General features: G+C 40.7%; 27 protein-coding genes. All 27 read left to right on the top strand.

The annotated features are described in order from the left end of the window. Nucleotides 1-126 precede the first annotated feature (126 nt). The 27 genes from BM377_RS02570 to carB all read left to right on the top strand — a co-directional run bounded on the left by BM377_RS02570 (nt 127) and on the right by carB (nt 25,105). Nucleotides 127-300 (top strand): chorismate--pyruvate lyase, encoded by a 174-nt coding sequence (locus tag BM377_RS02570; protein ID WP_092243232.1) that lies wholly within the window; start codon nt 127-129, stop codon nt 298-300. 71 nt (nt 301-371) lie between these two features. Next, nucleotides 372-1,238 carry an AraC family transcriptional regulator gene (locus BM377_RS02565; protein ID WP_092243229.1) on the top strand — a complete coding sequence of 289 codons (867 nt, stop codon included), beginning with the start codon at nt 372-374 and terminating at the stop codon, nt 1,236-1,238. A gap of 42 nt (nt 1,239-1,280) precedes the next feature. Then, nucleotides 1,281-1,958 (top strand): YczE/YyaS/YitT family protein, encoded by a 678-nt coding sequence (locus tag BM377_RS02560; RefSeq protein WP_092243279.1) that lies wholly within the window; start codon nt 1,281-1,283, stop codon nt 1,956-1,958. A gap of 32 nt (nt 1,959-1,990) precedes the next feature. Beyond that, nucleotides 1,991-3,748, top strand: a complete 1,758-nt coding sequence (locus BM377_RS02555) for a 1-deoxy-D-xylulose-5-phosphate synthase (protein ID WP_092243226.1) — start codon at nt 1,991-1,993, stop codon at nt 3,746-3,748. A 95-nt stretch (nt 3,749-3,843) separates the two neighbouring features. Next, a complete protein-coding gene (locus BM377_RS02550; RefSeq protein WP_092243223.1) occupies nt 3,844-4,530 on the top strand; it encodes an aspartate/glutamate racemase family protein in 687 nt (228 codons plus the stop codon). 113 nt (nt 4,531-4,643) lie between these two features. Then, a complete protein-coding gene (locus tag BM377_RS02545) occupies nt 4,644-5,225 on the top strand; it encodes a DJ-1/PfpI family protein (RefSeq protein WP_092243220.1) in 582 nt (193 codons plus the stop codon). Nucleotides 5,226-5,288: 63 nt separating this feature from the next. Next, nucleotides 5,289-6,023, top strand: coding sequence for an AlkZ-related protein (locus tag BM377_RS02540; RefSeq protein WP_092243216.1), 735 nt, complete (start codon nt 5,289-5,291; stop codon nt 6,021-6,023). 17 nt (nt 6,024-6,040) lie between these two features. Then, nucleotides 6,041-7,939, top strand: coding sequence for a zinc ribbon domain-containing protein (locus BM377_RS02535; protein WP_092243213.1), 1,899 nt, complete (start codon nt 6,041-6,043; stop codon nt 7,937-7,939). A gap of 99 nt (nt 7,940-8,038) precedes the next feature. Further along, nucleotides 8,039-8,332 (top strand): type II toxin-antitoxin system RelB/DinJ family antitoxin, encoded by a 294-nt coding sequence (locus tag BM377_RS02530; RefSeq protein ID WP_092243210.1) that lies wholly within the window; start codon nt 8,039-8,041, stop codon nt 8,330-8,332. Beyond that, the gene (locus BM377_RS02525; RefSeq protein ID WP_092243207.1) at nt 8,322-8,636 is read left to right on the top strand and encodes a type II toxin-antitoxin system RelE/ParE family toxin; all 315 of its coding nucleotides are present in this window, start codon (nt 8,322-8,324) and stop codon (nt 8,634-8,636) included. The genes BM377_RS02530 and BM377_RS02525 overlap by 11 nt, the downstream gene beginning before the upstream one ends. Before the next feature lie 20 nt (nt 8,637-8,656). After that, the gene (locus tag BM377_RS02520) at nt 8,657-9,139 is read left to right on the top strand and encodes a PH domain-containing protein (RefSeq protein WP_092243204.1); all 483 of its coding nucleotides are present in this window, start codon (nt 8,657-8,659) and stop codon (nt 9,137-9,139) included. 92 nt (nt 9,140-9,231) lie between these two features. Further along, complete coding sequence (locus BM377_RS02515) at nt 9,232-10,323, top strand: acyltransferase family protein (RefSeq protein ID WP_092243201.1); 1,092 nt, start codon at nt 9,232-9,234, stop codon at nt 10,321-10,323. After that, on the top strand, nt 10,320-10,988 hold the full coding sequence (locus BM377_RS02510) for a flavodoxin family protein (protein ID WP_092243198.1): 669 nt from the start codon (nt 10,320-10,322) through the stop codon (nt 10,986-10,988). The genes BM377_RS02515 and BM377_RS02510 overlap by 4 nt, the downstream gene beginning before the upstream one ends. An 18-nt stretch (nt 10,989-11,006) precedes the next feature. Next, a complete protein-coding gene (locus BM377_RS02505) occupies nt 11,007-11,831 on the top strand; it encodes an ornithine carbamoyltransferase (RefSeq protein WP_092243194.1) in 825 nt (274 codons plus the stop codon). Between the two features lie 95 nt (nt 11,832-11,926). Beyond that, nucleotides 11,927-12,229, top strand: a complete 303-nt coding sequence (locus BM377_RS02500) for a hypothetical protein (RefSeq protein ID WP_092243192.1) — start codon at nt 11,927-11,929, stop codon at nt 12,227-12,229. Continuing rightward, on the top strand, nt 12,222-12,797 hold the full coding sequence (locus BM377_RS02495; protein ID WP_092243188.1) for a pepsin/retropepsin-like aspartic protease family protein: 576 nt from the start codon (nt 12,222-12,224) through the stop codon (nt 12,795-12,797). Before BM377_RS02500 ends, BM377_RS02495 begins: the two co-directional genes overlap by 8 nt. A gap of 137 nt (nt 12,798-12,934) precedes the next feature. Continuing rightward, nucleotides 12,935-14,116 (top strand): MerR family transcriptional regulator, encoded by a 1,182-nt coding sequence (locus tag BM377_RS02490; protein ID WP_092243185.1) that lies wholly within the window; start codon nt 12,935-12,937, stop codon nt 14,114-14,116. Nucleotides 14,117-14,291: 175 nt separating this feature from the next. Further along, the gene (locus tag BM377_RS02485) at nt 14,292-15,107 is read left to right on the top strand and encodes a helix-turn-helix domain-containing protein (RefSeq protein ID WP_177223773.1); all 816 of its coding nucleotides are present in this window, start codon (nt 14,292-14,294) and stop codon (nt 15,105-15,107) included. A gap of 9 nt (nt 15,108-15,116) precedes the next feature. Then, nucleotides 15,117-15,350: a purine biosynthesis protein PurH gene (locus BM377_RS02480; protein ID WP_092243179.1), complete on the top strand. Its 234-nt coding sequence runs from the start codon at nt 15,117-15,119 to the stop codon at nt 15,348-15,350. Between the two features lie 51 nt (nt 15,351-15,401). Further along, entirely contained in the window at nt 15,402-15,584 is a 183-nt protein-coding gene (locus BM377_RS02475) for a hypothetical protein (RefSeq protein WP_092243176.1), read from the top strand. A gap of 91 nt (nt 15,585-15,675) precedes the next feature. After that, nucleotides 15,676-16,317, top strand: coding sequence for a helix-turn-helix domain-containing protein (locus BM377_RS02470; RefSeq protein WP_092243173.1), 642 nt, complete (start codon nt 15,676-15,678; stop codon nt 16,315-16,317). 382 nt (nt 16,318-16,699) lie between these two features. Continuing rightward, nucleotides 16,700-17,425 carry an ion transporter gene (locus BM377_RS02465; protein WP_092243170.1) on the top strand — a complete coding sequence of 242 codons (726 nt, stop codon included), beginning with the start codon at nt 16,700-16,702 and terminating at the stop codon, nt 17,423-17,425. A gap of 49 nt (nt 17,426-17,474) precedes the next feature. Continuing rightward, nucleotides 17,475-17,945 (top strand): hypothetical protein, encoded by a 471-nt coding sequence (locus BM377_RS16675; RefSeq protein WP_330392930.1) that lies wholly within the window; start codon nt 17,475-17,477, stop codon nt 17,943-17,945. Nucleotides 17,946-18,253: 308 nt separating this feature from the next. Then, nucleotides 18,254-19,612 carry an ATP-binding protein gene (locus BM377_RS02455; RefSeq protein ID WP_092243167.1) on the top strand — a complete coding sequence of 453 codons (1,359 nt, stop codon included), beginning with the start codon at nt 18,254-18,256 and terminating at the stop codon, nt 19,610-19,612. Nucleotides 19,613-19,652: 40 nt separating this feature from the next. After that, on the top strand, nt 19,653-20,138 hold the full coding sequence (locus BM377_RS02450) for a low molecular weight protein-tyrosine-phosphatase (RefSeq protein ID WP_092243164.1): 486 nt from the start codon (nt 19,653-19,655) through the stop codon (nt 20,136-20,138). 19 nt (nt 20,139-20,157) lie between these two features. Continuing rightward, nucleotides 20,158-21,717, top strand: a complete 1,560-nt coding sequence (locus tag BM377_RS02445) for a hypothetical protein (protein ID WP_092243161.1) — start codon at nt 20,158-20,160, stop codon at nt 21,715-21,717. 139 nt (nt 21,718-21,856) lie between these two features. After that, complete coding sequence (gene carB, locus BM377_RS02440) at nt 21,857-25,105, top strand: carbamoyl-phosphate synthase large subunit (protein ID WP_092243158.1); 3,249 nt, start codon at nt 21,857-21,859, stop codon at nt 25,103-25,105. Nucleotides 25,106-25,114 lie beyond the last annotated feature (9 nt).

Raw genomic sequence — 25,114 nt, 5'->3', positions numbered from 1 at the left:
ATCGTAGTAATTAAACCATTGGTTCAATTAATTGTCAAGAGGAAAATGAATCATTAACCCCGAACCTTAAGTTATGGTAGTATATTTATACGAAATATATTTTTGCAAAAGACAAGGAGAACACTTATGGAAACCTGGTATTACATAGTAGACAGCATTGACGGAGATTATGCCAATCTTAAGAGATGTGATATAGAATCCGATGATCTTAAGCTTGTTGCGAGAGCTCTTTTGCCCGAAAGTATTGCAGTTGGCACTAAGCTTAAGTATGAGTTTATGCAGTATTCAATAACTGAATGATATTTGATAAAATAAATAGGACAAAATTTGATAGTGTTAAAGTCGAAATATAAGAAGTAAAAGGGTGAATTATGGATTACAGTCAATACGAAACATACGGTTTTGATAACGTGAGCGCTTTTAATATGTCTACCGGCTTTAAAGAGCGCAGCTACCAGATGCATTGGCATTCCTACGGCGAGATCATTCTCGTTGGACCGGGTAAGACCAATGTATATAAGGTCAATCAGGACACTTACACTCTTGTAGAGGGTGATTTCGTGCTGGCTTGGCCTATGGAGATGCACTCTATAGTTGACGCGGACAGAGAAGAAGCGCTTGTTATTCAATTTAGCAATGCTTTTGTCAATTCACTCTTTGATCTTCAAAGAATCATGCATTTTTACAGGAATCTGCATGTCATCTGCATCAATTCGCATCCGCTCCTTGCAGCCAAGCTTAAAGAGATCACATATAAGATGAAAGAGATCTTTTTTTCGGACGGACCCGATCGCGAGCTTAAGTGTTGCATGCTTTTAATGGAGTTTATGATGACACTTGATGAGCACAGAGAGGAGTTTGTTCCCGAGATTCAGCCGGGGGCTCACAACGGATATACGGATGATGTCATGAAGAGGATGATCGGAGTTACCGATTATATCAAGAATAATCTGACTTCTGACGATCTTTCTCAGACAACAATGGCCAAAAAGGTCGGTATCAGCAGAGACTATTTTTCCAGAATGTTCAAAGAAGTTACCGGAATGAATTACAATAAGTGGCTAAACATGATCCGCCTGGAGAAAGCTATAGAGCTTCTTTCCAACAAAGGGATGACACTCACGGAGGTTGCGATGTTATCGGGCTTCCAGAGTATTCCGAGCTTTAACAGGGTGTTTCATAACGAAAAGGGCATGGCTCCCGGAGAGTACAGGGATCTGTACATAAAGGAGAGGTAAGCTGCCCTTATATCAGTATTTTTTATGAGGGAAGGAAAAGAAATGTCTAATACGGATATCATTAAGTTTTTGTCTGAGAGAAAAAGGCGTATCGCCATGTCTCTTGCAGGCGTCATTATCTGCGCGATAAGTGTCGGAATCTTTAAGCTGGCCGCGCTCGGAGTCGATCCGTTTCAGTCTCTTATGAGCGGACTTGATGCGATCATTCCGATCGAATTCGGTACCTTGTATGTGATTGTAAATGCGATTCTTTTGATATTCAGCTTGGTTGCGGACAGGCATAACATCGGTATCGCAACTTTTATCAATCTGTTTCTCTTGGGATATATCACACAATTTACGTACGCAGCACTTCAAAAGGTATTTCCGAATCCGTCTATGATCTTTAGGATCATCTGCCTGATCATAGGAATCGTGATCATCTGCTTTGGTTCGGCTCTTTATATGACGGCGGATCTCGGTGTCTCGACATATGATGCGGTTGCTATCGTTATGGCAAATAAGTGGAAGCTCGGAAGATTCAAGTACATCAGGATCTGCACGGATCTTGTTTGTGTATCTCTCGGCTGCGCTTTGTTTATAATGGCGGGCAATCATATCGATAAGATTCCTACAATTGCGGGAATCGGAACGATCATCACGGCTTTCTTTATGGGACCGCTCATCGATTTCTTTAATATAAAGATAGCCAGACCTATGCTTGAGAGAGGTAAGAAATAATCAGGGGCACAGCACGTTAGAAAGGATTATTTATGGATTACAAGTTACTTAAAAATATTCAGGGACCTTCGGATGTAAAAAAGCTTTCTGAAAGTGAGCTCATTGAGCTCGCTGCAGAAATAAGAGAGGCTCTTTTTAACAGAACAACAAAGATAGGCGGTCACTTCGGACCGAACTTCGGAGCGGTTGAGCTTACGATCGCCCTTCACTATGTATTTGAGTCACCCATTGATCAGTTTGTGTTTGACGTTGCGCATCAGACATATCCTCACAAGATGCTTACGGGAAGAGCTGTTGCGTACTATGACGACGCACACTTTGGAGATGTTTGCGGCTTTACTCATCCCGATGAGTCAGAGCATGACATGTTCTACATAGGCCACACATCAACTTCTGTAAGCCTTGCAACAGGACTTGCCAAGGGACGTGATGTTACGGGTAAAAAAGGTAACGTCGTTGCAATAATCGGTGACGGATCGCTTAGTGGCGGTGAAGCTCTTGAGGGTATCGATTATGCAGGAGAGATGGATACCAATCTCATTATTGTTGTTAATGATAACGAGCAGTCTATAGCAGAGAATCACGGCGGTCTTTACAAGAATCTGGAGCAGCTCAGAAAGAGCGCCGGCACTTGTGAAAATAATCTTTTCAGAGCGATGGGACTTGATTATAAGTATGTAGAAGAGGGTAATGACATTCAGACTCTTATCAAGGCTTTTTCCGAGGTAAAAGACATTGATCATCCGATAGTCGTTCATGTTCATACACAGAAGGGTAAGGGCTATCCGCCTGCCGAGAAGGATAAGGAAGAGTGGCACTATGCTATTCCTTTTAACAGAGAGACCGGAGAAAAATATGGCGGTGGCGGAGAGTCTTATTCGGATATTTTTGCGGATTATATGCTTGAAAAGATTAAAAAAGATGATTCGGTTGTATGCGTGACTGCAGCGATACCGGGAGTGGCGGGACTTACCGAGGTTGTAAGAGGACTTATGGGTAAGAATTATGTCGATGTCGGAATAGCAGAAGAACAGGCTGTTGCGATGTGCTCAGGTATTGCAAAGAACGGCGGTAAGCCTGTATTTGTAACCAATGCGACATTTGCTCAGAGAGTGTACGATCAGGTTACTCAGGACGTCGGACTTAACAGCAGCGCTGTTACGATAGTTCTTTTCTCTGCATCTATATTCGGAATGGGCGATGCGACACATATCGGTATTTCAGCGATGGACATGTTTACAAACGTTCCGGGAATCGTATATCTGTCACCCACTAACCGCGAGGAGTTCATGGCTATGCTCGATTACAGCCTTGAGCAGAATGATCATCCCACGATCATTGCGGTTCCTTGTGACGGCGTAAATGCGGCGGAATATGAGGTTGCCAAGAGCTATGGCGAATTCAATAAATATCAGGTTTGCGAAAAGGGTGAGAAGGTTGCTGTCCTCGCACTCGGAGATTTCTTTAATATCGGCCGCAAGGCAGCTTCGCTTATCGAAGAGAAGACCGGAACAAAGGCAACACTTGTTAATCCCAGATACGCTTCGGGCGTTGATACGGCTCTTTTGGATGAGCTTATCAAGAATCATGATACGATCGTAACTCTTGAGGACGGTATCCTTGAGGGAGGCTTCGGTCAGAAGATAGCATCATATCTTGGCGGAAAGAACGTCAGAGTCCTTAATTTCGGCTTGGAGAAGAGGTACTATGACGGTATTTCTACGGATGAAGTTCTTAAGATGAATAGACTGACACCTGAGCAGATCTGCGAAGATACTACGACGATTTAATCAAAGTGACAAAATTGTAAGATAATTTATATTGTATTCCTCCTTGGTGAGTGATATAGTTTCAAGATATATTCACACATCAAGGAGGCTTTTTTATGAAGACTATCGGACTTATCGGTGGAATGAGCTGGGAGAGCACGATCACTTATTATGAGATCCTTAATAAGGAAACCGTGGCGAAGCTCGGTGGATTCCACAGTTCCAAGATCATGATGTACAACGTTGATTTTGCGGAGCTTGAAGACAACATGAGTAAAGGCAACTGGGACGGCAATGCCAAGATCCTTACCGACGCGGCGGTCAGACTGGAAAAGGCGGGCGCCGATTTCATCGTTATCGCGACTAATACGATGCACAAGCTTGTACCTCAGATCGAGAAGAATATAAGTATCCCGATTCTTCATATTTCCGACGCTACCGCTAATGCGATCAAGCGCGACGGATATAAAAAGATCGCACTTCTCGGAACGAAGTTTACTATGACTCAGGACTTTATTAAGGACAGACTTGTTGAAGCGGGACTTGAAGTAATGATCCCAGATGAAGCTGACATTGAGCTTGTTAACGACGTTATCTTTAACGAGCTTTGCCTTGGCAAGGTGCTTGATTCATCAAGAAAAGAATATCAGAGAATAATCTCATACATGAAAGATAGAGGCGCTGAGGGTGTTATCCTCGGCTGTACCGAGATCGGAATGCTGATCAAAGAAAAAGACAGTGTTCTTCCTGTCTACGACACGACAATAATTCATGCAACCGAGGCCGCAAGGGAGGCACTTTAAGTAATCAGCAGACTCAGTCCTTTTGAGTCGTGCTGTGCTACTTAGTTCTGGCGAGCAAAGCGAGAGCAGAACTTCCTTTCGGTTTTTTGAAATAATGAGGAGAATATACGATTATGAATATCTTACTTTTTTGCTGTAAGGGTTTTGAAAACATGGAGTTTGCTCCTTTCGTAGATGTTATGGGCTGGGCAAGGAACGACCACGGCTACGATGTAAACGTTACTACCTGCGGTTTTACCAAGGTTGTAAATTCCACTTTTGATATCAAGATAAATATGGATAAGACAATTGACGAGATCGATGTAAGCAACTTCGATGCGCTCGCAATCCCCGGCGGTTTTACAGAGTGGGATTTCTATGACGAAGCTTATGACGAGAAGTTCCTTGAGCTTATCAGAGAGTTTGACAGACAGGGCAAGATCATCGCATCTATCTGCGTCGGTGCTCTTCCCATCGGTAAGAGCGGAGTTCTCAAGGGTAGAAATGCAACAACTTATCACTTAAGGGGAGGCTATAAGCAGAAAGAGCTTGCTGAGTTCGGAGTTAACGTTATCCCCGATCAGAGAGTTGTTGTCGATAAGAACATCATCACAAGCTTTTGTCCAGAGACCGCAGCAGACGTAGCTTTCACACTTCTTGAGAAGCTCGTTGGAAAAGAAAAAACCGCTGTCGTTTCTGAGGCGATGGGATATTAAATACGGGAGAATAGTCATCGGGACATTTTCCTGATAAACTTGTAGTAGCATGGAGGGTGACTTATGCCTAATGAAAACGGAACATGGATAATGTACGGCGTATCTTGGAACGATCCTGAGTGTTTGCACAGCTATGAAGAGGCAATTGACTACATAAATGAAGTAGGCTTTTTGCCTCTTTTTAAAAATGACATTCCCGGATTTTCGCTTGAGGAGCGAACCGTTCCCAAGTACTGGTGGTGCGGAGATCCCGAAGTCGATCCGTGGGAGTGGCGAGAGCTTATCGCAAGGAGCGGAAAGGTCGCATACGGCAAGTTTTTTGATAAAAAAGCCGGTTTCATTTCAAAGAAATGGCTTCCGTATTTTGTAAATGTAAGAAGAGACGGATATGATTTCGATGCGCTATGGGAGGACGGAAAAGCTTCAGCTAAGCAGCGCAAGATCATGAGTCTTTTTGCCGAAGAAAATGAAGACGCCGAGATTTATTCCAATGAACTAAAAGCCAAAGCGGGCTTCGGTAAAGGCGGAGAAAAGAACTTTGACGGAACAATAACCGGCCTTCAAATGCAGACATATCTATGCGTCCGCGATTTCAGACAAAGAAAAAATAAACTTGGAGAAGAGTATGGATGGCCCATTGCAATTTACTGTACGCCCGAGCATCTGTGGGGCTACAAGCATGTTACCAAGGCATACAAAGAAGATCCTAAGGATTCTGCAAAGAGAATCATAAAGCATATGAATGATATTTATCCTGTGGCGACAGAGAAGCAGATACATAGGATTATAAAATTATAGAAAGTGGGGAAAAAAGATTGTATTGTAAAAATTGTGGTCAGGAAATAAATGAGAATCAGAAATATTGTCCGACTTGCGGAGTGCCGATAGAGCATACGCTTGATGAGGTGCCTATTGATAATGAGCCTTTGAATTTTGGAGGACCCGTTCAAAGACCTGTGATGCAGAGCCCGATCGATCAGAGCAATACCGGAGAATCGCAGTATCAGAACAACATGAATGCGCAACAGAATAATATTCCGCCTCAGAATAACGTTCCGCCTCAGTTCGGTGGGATGCCTCAGTATTCAAATGTGCCTCCGTATGTGGCACCGCGCAAAAAAGAGAACAAGCTTGTTGTGGCACTTTTGCTGGGACTCGTAGCTCTTTTTGTATTCGGAGGTATTGTTTCATTTGCTGTTAGAGTTTATAAAGGTATGAACAGCGGATCATATAACAGTGCCTTTGACAATGACAATACGGAAGAAGAGGACAGCGACACTTATACAACGGTCGAGGAAACAGACAAAGATTCGGATGATAAAAGCGAAAACGCCGAATATGCCGCAGAAGATTACACGGGACCCTATGATTATTTCAATGATGAATGGGTTGTTCCCGTCCAGGGAGCGTTTGTAAGTTCAAGCGGCTTTGTTAATTCCGAATACCTTGGAGATTCCATGTCTTTGGCTCAGACGACTGACCTCAAAAAGAGCATGGCCCTTGTAAACGGATTACAATTCATTTTCTTTGACCAAGACGCTTCGGATATTGAGTTTGCTCCTGATGCGCACTGTGCGGACATCGCGCCTAAGGGCGGAAACATGTTCTATGTTATTCCTGCCGGAATTCATGGTGACATTGAGCTTGGAAAGCTTTACATTATTGATACCAATAACGGCAAGACTGAGCTTATCGCAGAGGATGTTGTCAGCAGCTCTCCGGTAATCTCACCCGGGGGAAAATATGTTGCATACTCAAGATATTCCGAAACAGACGGAGACTTTATTCTGTGTGTTGGCGGAAAAGATCTGGAAGAAGAACTTGTAACTATAGGTGTGCTTGCTCCCATATGTGTTTCCGATGATAAACAGATTGTTTTCATAAATCAAAACGAATCAAGTATTGATGCGTTTGACGGGGCCGTATGCTATCCGATATTTGAAAATTGTGAGATCACGGATACTTTTATCAACACGGATTGCAACGAGATATTGGGAACCGGAAAAGACGGAACTTATTATTATAAATTCAATAATTCAGAGGGTGAAAAAAAGATATTTGATTCAAAGCTTTCCGGTATTTTTACCGATTGCTTAAATCAGCCCTACGGACAGATCGCCAATACCAAATACTGCGATGTACCTTCGCTTACAGACATTCTTTTTATATCAAAAGACGGAACCGTATTTGCGATCAACAATGATGGACATGGAGTTACCAAGCTTCCGCATGCTTTCTCGGAATTGTCGAACGTGATGATGAATAGCGGGGTGAACGCAAGAAAAGTGCTTTATTCCTGTGACGGTACGCTTTATCGATTTGATTTTGATGACAGCAAATCGGTAGAATCGGTGGTATACGAGGATATTACCGTCGATAATTTCGTTTGTAGTTATGACCTTAAGAAGATATGGCTGATTTCAGGCTCAGAGATCTATTATCTGGAAAAAGATAAAGCTACACTTGTCGCATCAGGCCTTGCACCACATTCCGATCCGCTTGAGGATGGTATTATGTGGAACATTGAAGATAACTGGCTTTATTATTTAAAGAGTGGCAAGCTGTACAGAGTTAATACAAAGGAAGACAGTAATCAAGTCGTTTCCGATGATGCAAGTATACTTACAAATGTATACGGAAAGCTCTATTATCTTAATGAAGCGAGAACAGGTGTATATCTGTTTATGGACGGCGAATTTAAGAAGGTGCTGTAAAACGGATTTATGTTGTTCTATGGGCTAAACTTGATTGTATTGCAAATGTAATGATGTAGCATTATAATGTATTACACAAGCATTAATGGAGGTTGATTTATGTCAAGTACGATACAGATTCGTGTAGATGATGACCTTAAGAATAAAGTGGATACGCTTTTTAGGGAGCTTGGAACAGATACCACTTCTGCTATAAGAATGTTTCTTGCACAAGCATTAGCAAATAATGGTTTTCCTTTTGAAATTAAAAAGAAAACCGCTAATCCTTATGTCACACTTTCGGAAGAAGAATTTCTTCAAAAGCTTGAAACTGCAAGAGAACATGCAGAGCAAGGTATGATTAGAAATGCTGATGATGTTATAGCGGATATGAGGACTAAGTATGGATTATAAAGTCTACATAACCTCAGATGCTGAAGAGGATTTAAATCAATTCATCAGTTATTTACTTTATGAAAAGAAAAGTGAGCAGGCGGCTTCTAATCTTCTAAATGATTTTGAGGCTACTAAGCTTAGTTTATCAAAGGTAGCGGGAAGTCTTAAACTTTGCAATAATTCTCATTTAAAGGCGCTAGGATATAGAAGGATAAATTTTTTATCACACAGATATTTTATGTTGTATCGAGTTCAAAAAAAGAATGTTTTTGTAGATAGAATATTCCATGAGTTACAGGATTTTGAGAATAAAATGAATTAACAGAAATTAGGAGAGAGACTATGAGCAAGATCGTAAATAAAGAGCAGTACCAAGAATCGTTAAATGCAAAAGGTGAGATTCGTTATACGGAAAGACAGAGACTTCTTTTCTTTGGTCTTCCTTGGACTTTTACCAAATATGAACTTAGAGACAATGATCTTACTATAATCAAAGGCTTTTTTACCGTAAAAGAAAATGATTGTTATATGTACAAGATCTCAGATGTTGAGATAACAAGATCGCTCCTTCAGCGTATCTTCGGACTTTCAACAATTATCTGCTTCACTTCCGACGTAACGGATAAGACTATCACGATGAAGAATATCAAGCACGGACGCGAGATCAAGGATTATCTTCTTCATGCATCCGAGAATGCGAGACTTCGCAGAAGAACAGTGAGCATGCAGAATATCGGATATGAAGGAGATGATCTTCACGACCTTCATGACTTGCATGATATGCATGATATGAGCGATATTCATGATGCCCATGATTTTGAATAAATAAACCGGGATTTGGAAACGGAGTGCGATGCTCCGTTTCTTTTTTTCAGCATTATAATTATCTTAATAATAATCGCAAAGGTGGGAGATATATGAGAAAACACTATTTGGACAATATCAGATGGATAACGGTTGTGATAGTAGTTTTTTACCATGTTGTTTATATGTACAATGCCGCCGGAGTAGTGGGCGGGCTTGGAAATATAACGGGGATGGAGATGCAACCGATTGATGCGTTTATGTATTTCGTATATCCGTGGTTCATGCCGGTTCTTTTTCTGATTTCAGGTATGAGCTCGAGATTCTATTTGGATGCACATAGCGAAAAAGATTTTGTAAAGAGCAGAACGGTAAAGCTCCTTGTGCCGTCAACCATCGGTTTATTTACATTTCAATTTATTCAAGGTTACGTGAGCATGTCGTTTGGCGATGCGTTCTCTGCGCTTGACGGCCTTGTTCCAAAGCCTGTTATTTTCCTTATAATGGTTGCTTCGGGAAGCGGAGTTTTGTGGTTTATACATTTGCTGTGGATTTACAGCATGATACTGTTGCTTGTAAGAAAGATTGAGAAGGGACGACTTTTGAGCGCAGGCGCTAAGACACCCGTTTGGATGATAGTTCTTTTTACAATCCCTATCTGGGGATGCGCGCAGATCCTTAACGTTCCGGTTCCTCCGGTTTACAGGATCGGTTTTTACTTTTCGTTTTTTATGCTCGGTTATTATGTCTTTTCCAATGATGAGGTTATGGAAAAGCTAAAGAGATGCGCGGGAGTGCTGATTTTTATTGGAGTTGCGGCGTCTGTAGCCTTTACGGTGCTCTATTTTATCATGTATAATGAAATGAATTATGCGGACAAGCCCGTAAATAGGGGCATTTTATATACGATGGCGGCGTATTTCGGCTCGCTTGCCATGCTTTCCGGGATGGCGAGATTCGGAGATTTCAGTAACGCTTTTACGGAGTGGATGAGTAAAAAGAGCTGGGGACTCTATGTTTTCCACTATCTTGGAATTTCCTCGGTGGCCCTTTTTATAGCTAAGAAGGGGCTCCTTCCGGCGCCTATGTGTTATTTGCTTAGTTTATTGGCGGGCTTTGTGTTCGGGTACGGTCTGTATGCAATCATTTCAAGGATTCCTATCTACAGGTGGACTGTACTTGGAATAAGAGGAGATAAAGTATGAAAGTATTGGTGATCAACGGGAGTCCCAGAAACATCGGCGTCACGGCAAAGACGCTTCATGTTATCGAGAAGGAGCTAATTGACTTTGGTGTAGATGTAGAGTTTGTTGAGCTTGGAAATATAAATATGTCGCATTGCATCGGCTGCTGTTCTTGTTATACAACAGGGCAATGCCATATAGATGATGACGCGGAAGAGTTGTCCAAAAAGATCGCGAAGGCTGACGGCATTGTGCTCGGCTCGCCCACATATGCGAGCAACGTGTCCGGAATCATGAAAGATTTCATAGACCGCGGGCATTTTGTTATAGAACAGCTGCTTCACGGGAAGTACTGCGTTACGGTCGCAACAGGTGAGAATTACGGCAATAAAGACACGCTGAAGGTTTTGAATAATCTTGTGCTGTATTCAGGCGGAAGGCTCAGCGACAGCGTTCTTATAAAGGCTCCGTTTAATGATGCTTCGGGCGTTGAAGAAATGGTTAATGCCAAGGGTAAGAAGGCTGCGAGAAAGCTTTTTTACGGAATTGGGAAAAAGAGCTTTCTCCCGATTCAGAGTCTTTGTCATTTCATTATCTTTAATTTCGGAATCAGGTCTTTTGTCCAAAAGAAAGGTAAGAAGTACAGCGGAGTAGTGAAGAAGTGGGAAGCTATGGGGATTTGTTAGTGGGATCGCGGAGGAAAAATGAAATCATTTTTACGACTTACAGATTTTAAAACCGAAGAACTGGCGGAGATATTCAAGATCGCTGATTCGATTGATGAATACGCGGACTTTTTGAAAGGCAAAACAATAGTGATGTTTTTCCCTGCATCAAGTATCAGGACCAGAGTGTCTTTTGAAAAGGGAATCTATCTCCTTGGCGGACAATCGATTCTTTTTGACCCGTCGACTTTGGAGAAGAAAGAGGATATAAAAGATGTCTGCGGCTATCTTGAGAACTGGGCGGATGCAGTTGTTGTAAGATACAAAGACATTTCGCTTCTTGATAAAATGGTAGATTCATTGGACATCCCTGTAATAAACGCGCTTACAGACAATAATCACCCGTGTGAAATGATGGCAGATCTTTATTCTCTTTCCAAGAGGAGAGCGGATTATCTTAATGATAAATACTTATTTGTTGGAGCTGACGGCAATATCGGAAGGGCATGGAAAGAGGCTTCAAAGGCGTTTGGCTTTTCGTTTACGCAGAGCTGCCCCGAGAAGTATCGCATCCCTGATGTGCAGTATGTAAGCGATATTAAAGAAGCTATCATCGGAAAAGATATTGTGTGTACAGATTCATTACCAGGTAAGGCACTCGAAGATTTCAGAGATTACCAAATTACAAAAGAGCTTATGGAAACAGCAAATGAGAATGCCGTTCTGAATCCCTGCCCACCTTTTTACAGAGGAGAAGAGGTGTCCGGCGATGTGATCGACTCAAAGTTCTTTGTCGGATACGACATTAAGAAAGATCTTTTGAAGGTTCAGCAGGCGATAATTATTTATTGTATGGGGAAATGAACCTGTAGGGACGCGGGTGGTGACCACTTTTATATAAAATATTGAATTGTGCTATAATATGCTTATGTCAAGGTGGGGTCCTTGATAGGAGAATTATGAGTAATATAGTTACATTTTCAAGAAAGAGAGGTGCTACTGTGGATTATTCTAAGCTAACTATAGATGATCTTAAAGTTGGAATGCATGTAGTACCTGAGCAACTGTCTGACCTTTATGGAGTTTGGGTATTTATAAATCCGGAAACTGCTAATAAAGACGGTTTTGACATACTGTATTTTTGTGATGAAAACACGAAAGATGACAAAGAAATAGAAAAAATACAAAAGCAGTATGGAAAGACCACAGTCATTTATCAGCCTAAATTCTATGAAGATGAGGACGCTGCGATATATGACTGATTTTCTGGAAATAACACTTACCAAAAGCTTAGAGTTTAGATGTGATTTTAAATCTGATATTTATGGAATTCATGGAGAATCTACATTTTATCCGAGTATAAGACAATCCGGTATTAAGATTGATACAGGTGCTCATGGAATATTGATTCCGTTAAGGACTCTGTGTTGGACTGATGCACAGATTCAAAAGATTTTAGACGATGCAATTATAAGTAGCAGAAAAAGTTTGTCGGTTATAAACGGTGTTGAAAGTGTAAATAACATTTCAAGCAGTCAATTGCGAAAAGAGTCTGAGAGTTTTATTAAAAATTACAGAGGAGTTGCAATCACAGTTTTGGCTGACAAAATTGTTATTGGAGATCTTGAATTTGTCGATGTTCCGGTAAGGGTGACTCCTCATACAACAGGAAATATTTTACTTGGAATGGACATTATAAAAAAGATGGATAATCATATTGGGACAAGTAGAGAAACAGGAGAAACAACTTTGTTGGCGTGTCCTGAAGATATGATATCAGAAGATTATTTAAATGCATTAAACAAGCATTTTGGTATCATGAGAAATTAAAAGAAGTACAAATCAAGAGGCTTTGCGATGTATTGTCAGAGCCTCTTTTTTTATTTAAGGAACCCAAAAAACACCATTGACTCTTCCCTTAGGGAACCCCTTAAGGTGGATTTATAAACGAAAAGGAGGTTCCTAAAATGGAAAAGAAAATGACATCAGGAGAAATGGCAAAGAAGGCGGGAGTATCACAGAAAGCGATACGTCTTTACGATGAAAAGGGGCTGCTTAAGCCGACCGATTATTCCGAAGGCAACTATCGTTTGTATGATGAAGCTGCGTTGCAGATCCTGGAAAAAATTGTTGCGCTTAAGCAGATAGGTTTTTCGCTTGAGGAGATAAGAGACAATCTTAAAAGCGGTGAAGCCGGCGACATCAAAGATGCACTGGAGATCCAACTTCAAAAGATGGAGGAAAAGAAATACCGTCTTGAGAAAATTACTGATGCAATAAAGAGAACACTGGCTCGGGGAGATGAACTTGATTGGGACGATGTTGCAGGTATCGTACAGTACGTTAGTGCTGACCAAAGCGCCGATGAGCGCCAATGGGATGCGCTTAAACACACTAGCGGAGAGCTTGACTGGTATGTGAGGATATTTCAATCACTTGATATTAAAGAGGCAAGCAGAGTGCTCGACCTTGGCTGCGGATATGCGAAGCTTTGGAGAAATAACTGGACCGATATTCCGAAGGGAACAAAGATTTCCGGCTATGACATCCACGGAAGCTGGGCCGATGATTTTGAAAAATACATTGCCGATAACAATGATACACTTCCCGAAGGCGTAAGCATAGAACTTGATTTTTCTGATGTTGAGGATGAGAAAACCTGGCAGAAAATTGATTCTACGGGAGAATATGATCTTGTTGTTGCTCACTATCTTGACAATGATATTAAGAATATCGAAGCTATAGTAGCTCACGCAAGCCGCGTTATAGCTGAAGATGGCGTATTCTCTTTTAACGGAGCAAACGTTGCAAACTGGAATAATATCTTTAAAGAAGTGATCGAAGCTGTCGGAGAAGATGCGTCTTTTATCGATGAAACAATAGCTAACCAGACACAGAAGAGAAATGATTATATATCTATGATGGAGAAATACTTTGCAAGGGTGGAGTCGGTTCTTTTGCCCAATTATTGGCATTATACCGAGGCAAAAGAAATAGTGGATAAGATGAAGGACTACTACAAGGATTACGAAAAAACCATCGCCCGCTACGAAGATAAGCTCCTTGATTATTTCAAAGAAAAGATAGAAAATGGCGGTGAGTATGTTCTTGAAGCAAAAAGTCAGTTTTGGCATTGCTATAAGAAGTGATAAGCGTTTGGATTCTAAATGGACCTAGGGAATATTCTTGGGTCCATTTTTCAAGTTCAACTTGAATATATTATTGAAACATAAATCTGTACTTGCTAGAATTATAGTGGATTCGGCAATAGTATTAAGCTGTAAAGAAGAGATCTCTCAACGAAGCAATTCTAGGAGGAAGATGATGAGTATTGGAACAAATATCAAGCGTCTTAGAGAAGAAAGAAAAATGACGCAGGATCATGTTGCGGATGCTTTGGGAATATCTTTTCAGGCCGTATCTTCTTGGGAAAGAGATGAGTACAAGCCGGATACCGATAAGCTGATCAAGTTGGCGGAATTCTTCGACGTTTCTGTTTCTGCAATCGTCGAAGAGAAAAGCAATACATTCAAGACAAAAGAGGCAATCTATGACTGGGAGCACATGAGAACCTTTGTAAAAACTACTGCTAGAAATTTTAAGCTCCCCAACACGCTCAAAGCTGTTGATTATGCTATAAAGGCGCATGAAGGTCAGAACAGAAAACATTCTTCGATTCCGTATATCTATCATCCGCTGAATCTCGCTTGTCATGCTTTGTCGATGGGGATTGTGGATGACGCGATTATAGCCGCTTGTCTTCTTCACGATGTTGTTGAGGACTGTTCCGCAAAGGTAGACGAGCTTCCGGTTGATGAAGAAACGAAAGATTTAGTAAATCTATTGACTTGTGAAGAGACTAATGATGATAATCGACAAAAGGTCAGAAGTGCTTACTATAAGGCTATTTCAAAGAATCCCAAGGCTGCGCTCATAAAGTGCATGGACAGATGCAATAACCTCACAACAATGTCCTGGGGGCTGAGCCGTGATAGAATCTATCGAATGATAAAAGAAACAGAAGAGTATTATCCTGTTTTGCTGAAAACAATAAAAGATACAACGGAATATAACAACGCTGCGTGGCTTCTTAAATATCAGATGGAGAGCATGTTGGATATATATAAGAGATTGCTGTGAGAGGTGAATATGAAATCTATTTTGATCAAAGATACTACAAGAGAAGAAAGAGAACGCATAGTGGCGGAATCAATCGGCAATATTGATGGAAGCTGTGATGGCTGCAGCGCCGGGCTTATAGAAATGTATCAGCCATATATAGATGGCGTTAAGGAAATCCGTGATATCAATATGGAGTTCAGAGCACATTATGAATCCGGAGTGGATGGACCGATGAAGGCTGATTGCGGATATAAGAGGTAACAATTGTTGATGGTGATTTGATTATTTTGAAGGGATGTTTTTTTAATAGAAATGTGGAAGATAAAGCAGATTTTTGATGGGGATTATGGCTGTGAAGAATTGCAGCCCGGACAAAAACCAAAGGTATCTGTAACTCTTGTGGATGATGCCGGAAATGAAAAGTTCGTATCAGCAGAAGATGATTGGCTTTTGGAGAATGGCTTGGATGTCGGTTCAGAATGGCCGATTCAATAAACCGGACATTTTTGTCAGGTGCTTAAATTCGCTGTTTGTGTCGTGTTCTTGAACCGGCAGTTTTTATAATCTCGTAAAGGAAAGGGGAAAAATGGACCAGAAGAAAACAGGAAACTTGTTGAGGGAATTGCGTAAGACTAATGGATTTACACAGGAACAAGTTGCAGAGAAACTTGGTGTATCCGGTCGTACTATATCGAGATGGGAGACAGGCGCATATATGCCCGATATTTCCATGCTTGTCGATATCGCAGAGATGTATGACGTGGATGTCCGCGAGATTATTGACGGAGAAAGAAAGGACGAGAACATGAACAGTGAAGTAAAAGAAGTGGCTGAAAAGATGGCCGATTACTCGACAATGGAAAAGAACAACATGCTTAAGTGGTTTAAGATGATGGGCGTTGGGACAATGATCATATCGTTTTGTCTTATATTGATAAATATAATAAGATTATTTCTCTTACACGATAAGTTGCCAACTCTTGAATGGCCGTTATTCTTAGTTGGTTTTGTATCTCCCGATGCATTGTTATTGTATGTAATGTTTGCTTTTTCCTTTGTTGTTGTGCTTTTCGCCGGCGGAAGATTTAAGTCAATCGGACAGAATTCAAAAACTGTTAAGGTGACGAAGTTTATAATCGTTGCTGCAATAGTCCTTGCGATTATAGCAGTTATTGAGGCTGTGATTGGAGTAGTGGGAATAGTAGTGATTACACAGAACATGAGGTAAAGGGATTATATATCGAGTAAAAGTATGTAGTTGAATATGAAAAAAGCAGCCATAGTGCTGCTTTTTTTATATAGGAAATAAAAATGGTGTGGGACACCCACACCTTATCGTTGGACCCGGGTCTTTCGACCAACCCCTGTCTTGTTTTACATTACTTTTGTATTAGTATCTTAATATAGAAAAACGATAAAAACAATGAAGATTAGAAAGGTTTTATAGAAGAATTATAAATATCGCAATAACGTATGTTTATAAACATTATAATATAATTATTATGACTGATTTTTGACAATTATACCTAGCTTGATCACTTTTTATGGAGATTTCCAATAAAGAGATAGAACAGGAGTTAATGTAGAAATAATGTATAGGGGACAATGGCATGCGAGAACGTTTATTTCAGATAATTGAAGTCGGAGAAGAGAATGACAAACTTAGTCGAGTATATGACTTCTTTATGATGGCGACAATAATTATCAGTATAATACCGCTGTGGTCGCATGAAGACACGACTTTATTTTATTTCATTGACAAAGTTACTGTGTTTGTCTTTATAGTGGATTATTTTTTAAGGCTACTTACGGCTGATTTAAAACTAAAACGGGGAGCTATTTCGTTCTTGCTATACCCATTTACATTAATGGCTATCATAGATTTGTTATCAATTTTGCCATCTATAACTGTGCTTAAGAAGGGTTTTCGCTTACTTAAAATATTCAGACTGATGAGGACTTTTAAGGTTTTTAGAATATTTAAGGCGTTCAGATATTCTAAGAACATTACTATGATAGTAAATGTGTTTAGGAAGCAAAAAGATAGTCTAATTGTAGTTTGCGGTTTTGCTGTAGCGTATGTTCTGATCTCGGCGCTGGTTATTTTTAATGCTGAACCTGAAACATTTCCTACCATGTACGATGCTATATACTGGGCCACAATATCATTAACTACTGTGGGATATGGTGATGTATATGCAACAAGTTCAATTGGTAAGTTTATAACCATGATATCTGCCGTTCTGGGAATAGCTATCGTTGCGCTTCCTGCGGGAATAATTATAGCTGGATATCAAGATGAATTGGAAGAGCAAAAAAAGATTAAAAGAGGATGAGTACAAATAGCTTTATTAGAAATTGCAAGTTATTAAGGAGGTAAAATCAATGAAAATTGGTCTTCGTACTCCATCTATAAAAAAATCGTTTAAGGCTAGGACAACCGGGAAATACAAACGCAAGCTCAAAAGACTTACAAACCCATTCTATGGTAAGAAAGGAATGGGGTGGATTAAGAATCCATCAAGAGCATTAAAAAATAAGATTTATCATAAGACAACTTTTTCAGCTAAGAGTGCTATAAAAGGTACATCTAACATAATTGGCGCAATATTGTATTATTTTATAGCGCTTCCTACGAAATGGATAGCTATTGCTTTATTCTACATGATGAAATACATGTTGTTGGGAATGGCATGGATTTGCGTTGCTGTTTTTAATGGTATTGTTTTCTTGATTGAAATGATTATTAATTTTAAGAGAGAAGATGATCCTGCAGTAGCTAAAATTGTAGATGAAAAGAATCCATTAAGGGACAATGAAACAGAGGATAAAAATGGTGACGCTGAAGGCGTCTGATTTACTTCTTTTGAAGATAAACTATCTGATGAAAGATGAGAGCACTCTGCGTGATGCAGGGTGTTTTTTCTTTGGTTTAGTAGCAATTAAAGTGGCAAATAGTGGAAAAAAGAATTAGGATTGCATAAAAATGTCGATTCAAAAAGCGAAAAGGCGCGCATAATCAAAATGTAAAGGCAAATTATATTGCGCATAGTCAAAAATAGCGGTATAATATGCGTATAATCAAAAGGTGAGCAAACACGAAAAGTGCGCATAATCATAATTGCATGATGAAAAGTCCAATTGTCGATACCAAGGAGATTATCATGATTTTAAAAAGAAAAATCTATAGCAAATTACTGAATTGGAAAAATGAATGTCAGGGAACAAAAGCGATAATGGTGGAGGGCGCCAGACGTATTGGTAAATCCACAATTGTAGAGGAATTTGCCAAGCAGGAATATGAATCATATATCCTTATAGATTTTGCGAAAAAAGATAAGGTTGTAGAAGAATACTTTAATCAATACCTTAATAAGCTGGATGATTTATTCATGCTGCTTAGCACATATTATGGCGTTAATCTTGTTCCGAGAAAGTCTGTATTGATTTTTGATGAGGTGCAGATGTTTCCACAGGCCAGAGCCGCAATAAAGTATCTGGTTGCTGATGGCAGATACGATTATATAGAAACCGGATCGTTGATATCAATCAAGGAAAATGTAAAGGACATCGTAATTCCTTCAGAGGAGAGGAGTATCACGATGTATCCGCTTGATTTTGAGGAATTCGCCTGGGCACTCGGAGAAGAACAACTAATAGGTTATATAAAGAACTGCTTTGAAAAGAGAGAAGCTTTGGAAAGAGGGATGCATAACAAAGCAATGATGCTTTTTAAGCAGTATATGCTAGTAGGAGGTATGCCAAAACCGGTTATTCTTTTCATTGAGAATGAGAAGAACTTTAGCTTAGCGGATGCTGAGAAGCGAGATATCTTGAAATTGTATCGTAATGACATTATGAAGATCAAGGCTCAATACCGTAGTAAAGTTTTGGCGATTTTTGATCAGATTCCCGGTTTGTTGTCACAACATGAGAAACGTGTCGTGTTTAAAGATATACAAGAAGGAAGTTATGCGGATCAATACAGTGATACGTTCTTTTGGTTGTCTGATTCTATGATCTCAAACGAGTGTTTTTTGTGTAATGATCCCAACGTCGGACTTTCCATAAATGAAGAACGTACATATGTGAAATGCTATCTGGGAGATACCGGACTCTTGCTCAGCCATGCTTTTGATGAGAATGAACTGCTGGAGAGTGAGGTATATTCGCAGATACTTAATGATAAGCTTTCTGTTAATGAGGGAATGTTATATGAGAACGTAATAGCACAGATGCTTGTAGCGAATGGATACAAATTGTATTTCTACACTCATTACTCAACTGAGAAGCATCGTAATGATATAGAAATTGATTTCATTATTTCCAATAACAGCAAGCTAAAATATAAAATGTATCCGATTGAAGTTAAGTCAGGGAAAAAATACACTACAACTTCGTTAAATAGATTCATGGAAAAATACAAAACAAGAATCGGGGAAAGCTATATTATCCACCCAAGAAACTTGGTTATAAAAGATAATATAGTGTGCATACCGGCGTATATGACATTTTGTTTATGATCTAATTGGCTGTTGAAAGAGAAACTGGAGAAAACTAATTATGATAAATATACTTTTCGTCTGCCACGGCAATATCTGCCGCTCAACAATGGCGGAGTTTGTTATGAAAGATATAGTCTGTAAAGCGGGAGTTGCGGATGAGTTTCACATTGAATCCGCAGCGACGCATACAGATGAGATATGGAACGGAATGGGAAGCCCCGTGTATCCGCCGGCGAGAGCGAAACTTCGCGAGCATGGGATCGGAACAGATGACAATGAGCTTGGCGTAGCGGAGAAGAGAGCAAGACTTACAAACAAAAGAGATTACGAGAACTTCGACTATATCATAGGAATGGATTCTGCGAATATACGCGACATGAACCGTATATACGGCGGAGATCCTGACGGAAAGATATACAAGATGCTAGATTTTACCGATAGAGACGGTGATGTAGCAGATCCTTGGTACACAGGGAACTTCGATGCGACTTGGAGGGACGTATCTGAAGGGTGCCGGGGACTCTTTTCACAGATAAAAAAATAATAATAGGAGAATACGCTTTATGAAAGGAAAGAAAGTAATTGCACTGATTATCATGGCAGCGCTTTCTACGTGCGCATGCACGAAAGAAACTGAAAGATCGCAAGATTTAAGTAATGAAGTTTCCCAAAAGGAAGCATCAATTGAGACATCAAATGAAGGATTAAGTGAAGGATCAAATGTGGCAGCAACTACCGCTATATCATCTAATAAGCCAGAACAAAGGTATACAAGGGAAGCCGATGATAAATCCGGCTTATATACAGCTTTTTTAAATAATGAGGAGCAGGTAACCATTGAGCTGGAGCATAAGTATAATGATTATGCCGGGATAGTTGATGATGATTTTAAATTTGATCCCGGCGAAAGTATCAATCTTAAGACTTTGACGGAGAGACTCAGTGGAGCTTTTTCCAATGACGGCGAAGAAGTATTCTTAGATGATCATCGATATATAGATTGCGGAAATGACGGTGAAAAGGAGCTTCTTGTTACTTTTAAGCTTCAAGAAACAGATCCCGATTACTATTCATTGGTAATTAAAGAGCGCGATGGTAAGCTTTACTTGCGCTATGGTAAGTACGGAGAGAACTCTGATATAAGTGATGACGGATATATTCATTCTTCAGGGAAATATACCGGTTCTTCCTGCTATTTTAAATATGGTTTTTTAGATAAAGACGTCAATTACATTTTTTACTACAGCGGAATTTATTATCTTGATTGGGCTGAGCAAATGTTAATGCAATATCCCAATAAGGATGCTTCTTTATGGAATGACAGTCAGCTTATATCATATAATTTAGGGGAAGACGATAATGCTAAGACTTACTCCCGATTTTTTAGAGATTATGACAAGGATTATAAAAAAGAAAATGATCCGGACAGCTCTTTTGTGAAAGTTTTAAAACAAGACGGAATGAATCTGTGTACGGAAGAGGAACTTGAAAAGCTTCTTGATGACAGGGCAAAAGAGATCGGATGGGAGAGAAACACTGCTATATTAACTGAAAAAGAGCTTGAAGCCATAAACGAAGATTTTAATGTAATAAAAAAAGAAAATATAGAAAACAGAGTTTTTCTTAAAGAAGAATTTAGCAGTGAAAAAGAAATCAAAGAAATAGAAGAAACTGTAAGCTATATAAAAGAAAATTTTGAAATGGAAGCGAAATCCATAACAGGTTCCTATAAAGTCGTTTCCGGAAAAAGAGAAGGCGATACATACACCGTAAGAGTAGAAGTGACAGAAGGAGATAACTGGGCTGAATTGGTATTTCCTCCGCGTGATGTTACTTTCACCAAGGATGGAGATACTTATAAGTTTATTTCCAATAAATTTGATTGGGCAAAAGAGAGCAACATTGATAAATCCTATAAGGTCGATTTAGATAAGTATTCCGGATCTGTATATTGTTATATTTATGAATATTCCGATGCAAACTCACCTTCAAACCTGATAGCACCCGGGGAATCTTTTATATATGTGGTTTATAACGGAAAATGCATTACACGAATAAAAAAACATCCCGAAGAGATCACAACGAATGAAGCTGATGAATTAGTAGAGGAATATCTGAAATAATTCTATTGACATGGAACAAAAGTTGTAAAATCGCAATATTTTTTAAATTTCAATTTGGACAAAAAATCCCTTGTGTAAATGTCCTTCTGATAATAGAATGATAAGGATGATTATTAAAAAGACACAAGGGAGGAGTTCCATGGGACAGAGAACAGACATACACAAAGTGCTGATAATCGGTTCAGGACCTATTGTTATCGGGCAAGCGTGTGAATTTGACTATTCAGGAACGCAGGCGTGTAAGGCGCTTCGTAGTCTTGGATATGAAATCGTATTGGTAAATTCAAATCCGGCGACTATTATGACAGACCCGGAAATGGCAGATAAGACATACATCGAGCCACTTAATGTGGATCGTGTTGCAGCAGTTATTGAAAAAGAAAGACCGGACGCTCTTCTACCTAATCTTGGTGGACAATCTGGTCTTAATCTTTGTTCTGAGCTATATCAGGCAGGTATTCTCGATAAATACAATGTAAAAGTTATAGGTGTTCAGGTTGACGCTATTGAGCGTGGGGAGGACAGAACCGAGTTCAAAAAGACCATGGATATGCTTGGCATTGAGATGGCTCGTTCCAAGGCATGCTACAGCATAGAAGAGGCACTTGCTGAAGCAGATGAGCTTGGCTATCCCGTAGTTCTTCGTCCTGCATATACAATGGGCGGCGCCGGCGGCGGACTCGTTTACAACAAAGAAGAGCTTCAGACCGTCTGTGCAAGAGGACTTCAGGCATCCATCATCCATCAGGTTCTTGTTGAGGAATCAATCCTCGGATGGGAAGAACTTGAGCTTGAAGTAGTTCGTGATAAAGACAACAACATGATCACTGTTTGCTTTATCGAGAACGTTGATCCTGTCGGCGTTCACACAGGTGATTCATTCTGTACGGCTCCCATGCTCACAATCGATGAGGACCTTCAGAAAGAACTCCAGCGTCAGGCTTACAAGATCGTTGAGCACATCGGCGTTATCGGCGGAACCAACGTACAGTTCGCTCATGATCCCGTTTCCGGACGTATTATCGTAATTGAGATCAATCCCAGAACATCCCGTTCTTCAGCCCTTGCAAGTAAGGCAACAGGCTTCCCGATCGCTTTGGTATCGGCTAAACTCGCTACAGGACTTACACTTGCGGAGCTCCCCGATTCCAAATTCGGAACCCTTGATAAATATGTTCCCAACGGAGACTACGTAGTAGTTAAGTTCGCTCGTTGGGCCTTTGAGAAATTCCACGGCGTAGAAGATAAGCTCGGTACTCAGATGCGCGCTGTCGGCGAAGTTATGAGTATCGGTAAGAACTTCAAGGAGGCATTCCAGAAGGCTATCAGATCCCTTGAGAAAGACCGCTACGGTCTCGGCGCCATCGAGAAGTTTGAAAAGATGGACAAAAAAGAGCTCCTTCGCCTGTTAAAAGACGCATCTTCAGAGCGCTACTTCCTTATGTACGAAGCAATGAAGAAGGGTGTTACAGTAGACGAACTCTACGATATAACCAAGGTTAAGCACTATTTCCTTAACCAAATAAAAGAGCTTGTGGATGAGGAAGTTGAGCTTGTAAACAAGTATAAAGGAACAGTTCCCGCTGCATCCGATCTTATAACAGCCAAGGAAGATGGCTTTGCGGATAAGTACCTTGCAAAGGTTCTCGGCGTTACAGAGGATGACATCAGAGAGGGACGTGAAAAAGCAGGTCTTACAGAGAGCTGGGATGGCGTTCACGTATACGGAACAAACGGAAGCGCATATTACTACTCAACATATCAGAATGAAGACAATGCAGGTGCCAATGAAACACCCGATACTGCCGGCAGCAACAAGATCATGATCCTTGGCGGCGGCCCCAACAGAATCGGTCAGGGTATCGAATTTGACTATTGCTGCGTACACGCTGCGATGGCTCTTAAGAAGCTCGGTTTTGAGACTATCATTGTAAACTGTAACCCCGAGACGGTTTCAACAGACTATGACACCTCAGATAAGCTCTACTTTGAGCCCCTTACACTTGAGGATGTGCTTCAGATCTACAGAAAAGAAAAGCCTCTCGGCGTAATCGCTCAGTTTGGCGGACAGACACCTCTTAACCTTGCGGCTAAGCTTAAGGAAGAGGGCGTAAATATACTCGGAACAACACCTGAAGTGATCGATCTTGCCGAAGACAGAGATCAGTTCAGAATGATGATGGATAAGCTCGGAATCCCTATGGCAGAATCAGGCATGGCTTCTGATGTTGAAGGGGCAAAAGAGATCGCGGCCAAGATCGGATATCCCGTAATGGTTCGTCCTTCATTCGTTCTCGGTGGTCGCGGAATGGAGATCGTTCGCGACGAAGAGAGCATGGAAGGATACATGAAGGCTGCTGTTGGCGTAACTCCCGACAGACCTATCCTTATCGACAGATTCCTTCACAACGCACTTGAGTGCGAGGCAGATGCAATAAGTGACGGAAAGGAAGCATTTGTTCCTGCGGTTATGGAGCATATCGAGCTTGCAGGTATCCACTCAGGAGACTCTGCTTGTATCATTCCTTCCAAGCACATTTCCGAGAAGAATCTCAGAACTATCGAGGAATATACCAAGAAGATCGCGGTAGAGATGAACGTTGTCGGACTTATGAACATGCAGTATGCGATAGAAGACGATACTGTATACGTTCTTGAGGCCAACCCCCGTGCATCGAGAACAGTACCGCTTGTTTCGAAAGTATGCGGAATCAAGATGGTTCCCGTTGCTACAGATATCATCACTGCAAGTCTTACAGGAAGAAAGTCTCCTGTGGAAGACCTTATTGCAGCCAAGAAGAATACAGAGCCTGCATACTACGGCGTAAAAGAGGCAGTGTTCCCGTTCAATATGTTCCCTGAGGTTGACCCTGTTCTCGGACCCGAGATGCGTTCAACAGGAGAGGTACTTGGACTTGCCAAGACTCCCGGCGAAGCATTCTTTAAGGCTCAGGAAGCAGCAAATGCGGCACTTCCTACAGAAGGTGCGGTTCTTATATCACTCAACAATGAGGATAAGCCCAATGCTTCAGCACTTGCAAAGAGCTTTGCGGAAGACGGATTTAAGATCTACGCAACAGGTAAGACCTATGATCTTATTAAGGAAGCGGGAATTGAAGTCGGAAAAGTAATGAAGAATTATGAAGGCGGAAGACCCAACATCGAGGATCTTATCAAGAATGATGAGGTTCAGCTCATTATCAATACTCCTATCGGTAAAGATACCGAGCACGATGACGGCTATGTTCGCCGCGCAGCTATAAAAGCAAGAATCCCTTATATCACAACCGTAGCCGCTGCTAAGGCTGCAGCAGAGGGAATTCATGAAGTTAAGACCAAAGGTTGCGGCAACATCAATTCTCTTCAGGATTATCACGGTCAGCTGTAAAAACCTAAA

This window comes from Butyrivibrio sp. INlla21 (assembly GCF_900116875.1).
Lineage (GTDB): Bacteria > Bacillota > Clostridia > Lachnospirales > Lachnospiraceae > Butyrivibrio.
The sequence above is the reverse complement of the archived record's forward strand: the minus strand, read 5'-3'. Positions and strand labels throughout refer to the sequence as shown.